At 35.5% G+C, this 4,819-nt stretch carries 5 protein-coding genes; 4 read left to right on the forward strand and 1 reads right to left on the reverse strand.

Translation table 11 applies throughout. From position 1 onward, the window contains the following. The first annotated feature begins 149 nt into the window (after window positions 1-149). From ACYQ2O_RS10565 to ACYQ2O_RS10580, 4 genes are read left to right on the forward strand one after another with little or no spacing between them, the layout of a single operon-like run. Window positions 150-563 carry an RNA polymerase subunit sigma-70 gene (locus ACYQ2O_RS10565; RefSeq protein ID WP_459796578.1) on the forward strand — a complete coding sequence of 138 codons (414 nt, stop codon included), beginning with the start codon at window positions 150-152 and terminating at the stop codon, window positions 561-563. Further along, window positions 556-726, forward strand: a complete 171-nt coding sequence (locus ACYQ2O_RS10570; protein ID WP_459796580.1) for an SHOCT domain-containing protein — start codon at window positions 556-558, stop codon at window positions 724-726. Before ACYQ2O_RS10565 ends, ACYQ2O_RS10570 begins: the two co-directional genes overlap by 8 nt. A 48-nt stretch (window positions 727-774) precedes the next feature. Further along, window positions 775-2,499: a recombinase family protein gene (locus ACYQ2O_RS10575; protein WP_459796581.1), complete on the forward strand. Its 1,725-nt coding sequence runs from the start codon at window positions 775-777 to the stop codon at window positions 2,497-2,499. Further along, complete coding sequence (locus ACYQ2O_RS10580; RefSeq protein WP_459796583.1) at window positions 2,477-4,069, forward strand: recombinase family protein; 1,593 nt, start codon at window positions 2,477-2,479, stop codon at window positions 4,067-4,069. Before ACYQ2O_RS10575 ends, ACYQ2O_RS10580 begins: the two co-directional genes overlap by 23 nt. A gap of 49 nt (window positions 4,070-4,118) precedes the next feature. Here ACYQ2O_RS10580 and ACYQ2O_RS10585 read toward each other — a convergent pair whose 3' ends face one another. Next, entirely contained in the window at window positions 4,119-4,715 is a 597-nt protein-coding gene (locus ACYQ2O_RS10585; RefSeq protein WP_459796584.1) for a hypothetical protein, read from the reverse strand. Between the last annotated feature and the right edge of the window lie 104 nt (window positions 4,716-4,819).

Genomic DNA, 4,819 nt, shown 5'->3' on the forward strand with positions numbered 1-4,819 from the left:
GGATAGTTTGGTAGTCGGATACCTACTATTTTACCGATAAATGAGGGAGGGGCAAGTGTTTTTTGTCTTTTCCTTGATAGAACAACGGTTATAGACCTTTAAGAACAAAAAAATTTGACAGTAACTGCCTCTCAGAGGGAGGTAAATCCATGAATGAATTACAAAAAGAAAAGATTATAGAATTTAGACAACTAGGACTCAGTTATTCAAAAATTGCTGATGCTCTTGGCATCTCAATAAATACAATTAAGTCTTTTTGTAGAAGAAACAATCTAGGCGGTTACTTTGGAAAAGGGAATAAAAAGATTGACCTTACCTTTTGCAAAAACTGTGGGAAAGAACTGAAACAAGTTCTAGGTAAGAAACCTTTGAAATTCTGTAGTGATATATGCCGTGTTAAGTGGTGGAATGCCCACCCTGAGATGGTAAATAAGAAAGCCATTTATTCTTTCTCCTGTGCAAATTGTGGTAAGCCCTTCACTGCCTACGGTAATTCTAAAAGAAAGTATTGCTGCCATTCCTGTTATATCAGCCACCGTTTTGGAGGTGATATGCATGAGTGAGGAAATGTTTCAAACAGAAAAAGATTATGGGATCACTATGGCTATTGCCAAATCTATGCTTGAAAAAGGACTAATCACAGTTTGTGAATATGACCAATTTAAAGATGAAATGCTTAAAAAATATCAACCTAAATTAGCTCCTTTAATTGCTATATTACCTTGACTTAACTGGCTTTGTAAGTGATGTATAGTAAGGAAAGGAAGTGATTAAATGAAGAAAGTTAGGAAGCTAAAGCCTTCTCTACCTACCCTACCAAAAAGAAAAAAAGTAGCTGCCTATGCTAGGGTTTCAGAAGAAAAGGGTCGCACCTTCCATTCTATGTCTGCTCAGATAAGTCATTACAGTTCCTTCATCCAAAAAAACAAGGAATGGATATATGCAGGTGTTTATGCAGATGAAGGTATTACTGGAACAACAGACAATCGTGCTGAGTTTCAAAGAATGATTGAAGACTGTGAAAAAGGTAAAATAGACATCATTCTAACTAAATCAATTTCAAGGTTTGCTCGTAACACTATAGATTTACTGGAAACAGTAAGGTATCTAAAAGAGCTTGGAATTGAGGTTCGCTTTGAAAGTGAAAATATTAATTCACTAAGTGATGATGGAGAGCTTATGCTCACCCTTCTAGGCTCGTTTGCACAAGAAGAAAGTCGCTCTATTAGTGAAAATGTTAAATGGGGTATTCGTAAAGGCTTCCAAAAAGGAATAGTAAATTCCTTCTGTATCTACGGATACCGATGGGATGGTGAAAAGTTTAATATTGTCCCAGAAGAAGCTGAAGTTATAAGACTTATTTATGACAATTTCCTCAAGGGCTACTCAGCTGAACATACAGAAAAGCAACTTAAAGAGATGGGAATTAAATCTTATACAGGTGGGCACTTTTCAAACACCTCCATAAGAGCCATCTTAAGACAGGAAAAATATACGGGAAATTCACTGCTACAAAAAACTTATATTGAAGACCATATCACTAAGAAAACAAAGATAAACCGTGGAGAACTTCCCATGTATTATGCTGAGAATACTCATCCTGTTATTATTGAAAAGGAAATATTTGATAAGGTTCAAGCTGAGGTTGCAAAAAGACGTGAACTAGGAGTCTTTGCTAACAAGTCTATAAAGACTAGCTGCTTTACCAGCAAAATTAAATGTGACATTTGTGGAAAGAGCTATAGGCGAAGTGGAAAAAGGCAAAGAAAAAATGCTAAAGAGGTCTACTATATTTGGACCTGCAGGACAAAAAGTGAAAAGGGCATCGCTCACTGCCATCCTAAAGATGTACCAGAAAAAATGCTTAAAAAATATCTCGCTATAGCCCTTAGTTTAGAAGAATTTGATGAAGAAACATTCACTGAAGATGTAGAAAAAGTTGTGGTCAAAGGGCAAGATGAACTAATCATTCATTTCTACGATGGTCAAATCCTAACTCAAAAATGGCAATCATCAGCAAGAACTGAATGCTGGACACCAGAAGCTAGAAAGAAAAAGTCTGCCTACATGAAAAAGAACCCACGGAGTTCTGGAACTATTACCTGCTTTACTAGTAAAATTAGCTGCAGTAAATGTGGCCAGAATTTACGCAGAAACACCAGCACCCGTGTTAGTGGGGAAAAGGCTCGTCACTGGAGATGCCCACCATATAATGGATGTGGACATAAGGGACTAGAGGAGAATCTTCTAAAAAGCATATCTGCCGATGTCCTGAACATAGAAGAGTTCGATGAAACTGAATTCAAAGATAGGATTGATCGTATTACAGTAGTTTCTAACGATGAGTTAATTTTCCACCTCAACGATGGTAGTCAAACTACTAGACCATGGCAAGCTAAAGTTCAACAGCCAGCTTGGTCTGAAGAACGTAAAAAACAACAGAGCAAAAAGATGGTAAAGGTATGGAGGGATAAACATGAGCAGAATAAAAACAAATAGAAATGTAACAACCATACCTGCTACTATTAGCAGATTTACCTCCGCCCCCATTAATGAGCAAAGGAAACGAAGAACAGCTGCCTATGCTCGTGTTTCAACAGACAATGAGGATCAAGCTACAAGTTACGAGGCACAAATTGACTACTACACCAACTACATCAAAAATAGAGATGATTGGGAATTTGTAGATATCTATACTGACGATGGTATTTCAGCAACTAATACAAAGCATCGTGAAGGTTTTAGAAGAATGATAGCTGATGCCCTTGATGGTAAAATAGATTTAATAGTTGCTAAATCAGTTAGTAGGTTTGCTAGAAATACAGTTGACAGCTTGACTACAGTAAGGCAGCTTAAAGAAAAAGGAATAGAAATTTACTTTGAGAAAGAAAATATCTGGACCCTCGATTCCAAGGGTGAGTTGCTAATAACTATTATGTCTTCCCTGGCCCAAGAAGAAAGCCGTAGCATCTCAGAGAATGTTACCTGGGGACAAAGAAAGCGATTTGCCGATGGCAAGGTCACTGTTCCCTTTAGGAGGTTCTTAGGCTACGACAGGGGTGAAGATGGCAATCTTGTTTTAAATGGAGAAGAAGCTCCAATTATTAAGAGAATATATGGAATGTTCTTGCAAGGCATGACCCCTTATGGTATAGCAAAAGAACTAACCAAAGATGGTATCCTTACCCCAGCAAAAAAGAAAAACTGGAGTGCTGGAACAGTTAGAAGCATCCTCACAAATGAAAAATATAAAGGCGATGCCCTTCTACAAAAAAGCTATACAGTAGATTTTCTAACCAAAGAAAAGAAAATAAATGAAGGAGAAATTCCTCAATATTATGTAGAAAATAACCATGAGGCCATTATCGACCCTGCAGTATTTGATATGGTGCAACGAGAACTTGAAACCAGACAAGCAGGTAAAAATCGGCATAGTGGAACACATATATTTGCTGGAAAGATTAAATGTGGCCAGTGTGGCAGTTGGTATGGTTCTAAGGTATGGCATTCCAACAGTAAATACCGCCGAGTCGTTTGGCAATGTAACCATAAATTCAGTGGAAAAGAAAAATGCCAAACTCCCCATCTTGAAGAGGAAACCATCAAAGAGGTATTTATAAAAGCTACAAATAAGCTGCTGGAAGATAAAGATGAAATAATAGCTAACTTCAGAATTCTAAAAACTACAGCTTTCAATATTGAAGATTTAGAAAATAAAAAGGTTGAATTGCAGAATGAACTGGAAGTTGTGGCGGACTTGATCCAAAATATTATTAATGAAAATGCCCATACAGCTCTGGACCAAGATGAATATCAAAGAAGATATGATGACCTAGTGGAAAGATTTAATACCACCAAGTCTGACCTGGAAGCTACAACTGGCCAGATTAAGGATAAAATAACCAGGCAGAAGAACCTTGAAATTTTCCTAAAAGAACTGAATAATCATGGTGAGTTAGTTTCAAAATTTAACCCTCTCCTGTGGAATAGCCTAGTAGATTATGTAATAGTTTTTGAAAAGAAAGAAATTCTAGTCACATTTAAAAACTCAATGACTATTGGTTCATAAGTTGAAAAGTGATAAAGCTTTAATAAACTAGTTTTATCACTTTTCATGCCTATTTATTTCTTAATTCTCCAGTTTTGTCGGAAACAAATCTCTTCAATATTTTCTCTTTTTCTTCTCTCTCTTTTTCTGCTAAAATATCATCTAGTATTAATTCTATTCCAATCCTCATATTCGGAAACATTTCTAAACAGTCTTTTTCATCTAATTCATGAACACCTTTGCTTATAATCCCATACAAGTTTTTGTTTTCAACCAATGCCTGAGGCAAATATTCTTCCAATAATTCAATTTTATTCTCAAATTTCATTTGATTAAATTTGTCTACATCTACATTTATTATTTGTGAATTTTCCTTAAACTTCTCATATAGTAGTTTTTCAATTATTCTACGCAAATATATAAATGAGCCAACGCCTATACCATGAGAATATAAACCTACCGCTTTACTAAACTCAATATAATATTCCCCTAAAACTGACTTGTATCTATTAATTTCTGGTTGAAGTAAGCTAGCTATAGATGGATACTGTCCTATCTTAATTAGTTTATCATCAGTGATAATTAAATCAAAGAAGAGAGAATGTTCCCTATCCCTGGTGCAAAAATAAGTTAATGTATATCTTTTATTTAAGTGAACCAATTTCATAACTAACTTTTTAAAAAAGGAAACACTCGTCTAATTTCAAAATGACTATTTTTTAAAAATTACACGGCTATTTCTTTTCTGTTCTTTCTCTCAGCTAACCGTTG

Source organism: Alkalibacterium sp. m-11 (assembly GCF_054658155.1).

Bases quoted from the DNA above. Each gene is read 5' to 3' on its own strand.
- ACYQ2O_RS10565 (WP_459796578.1), top strand. From the start codon at position 150: ATGAATGAATTACAAAAAGAAAAGATTATAGAATTTAGACAACTAGGA.
- ACYQ2O_RS10585 (WP_459796584.1), bottom strand. From the start codon at position 4,715: ATGAAATTGGTTCACTTAAATAAAAGATATACATTAACTTATTTTTGC.
- ACYQ2O_RS10580 (WP_459796583.1), top strand. From the start codon at position 2,477: ATGAGCAGAATAAAAACAAATAGAAATGTAACAACCATACCTGCTACT.
- ACYQ2O_RS10570 (WP_459796580.1), top strand. From the start codon at position 556: ATGAGTGAGGAAATGTTTCAAACAGAAAAAGATTATGGGATCACTATG.
- ACYQ2O_RS10575 (WP_459796581.1), top strand. From the start codon at position 775: ATGAAGAAAGTTAGGAAGCTAAAGCCTTCTCTACCTACCCTACCAAAA.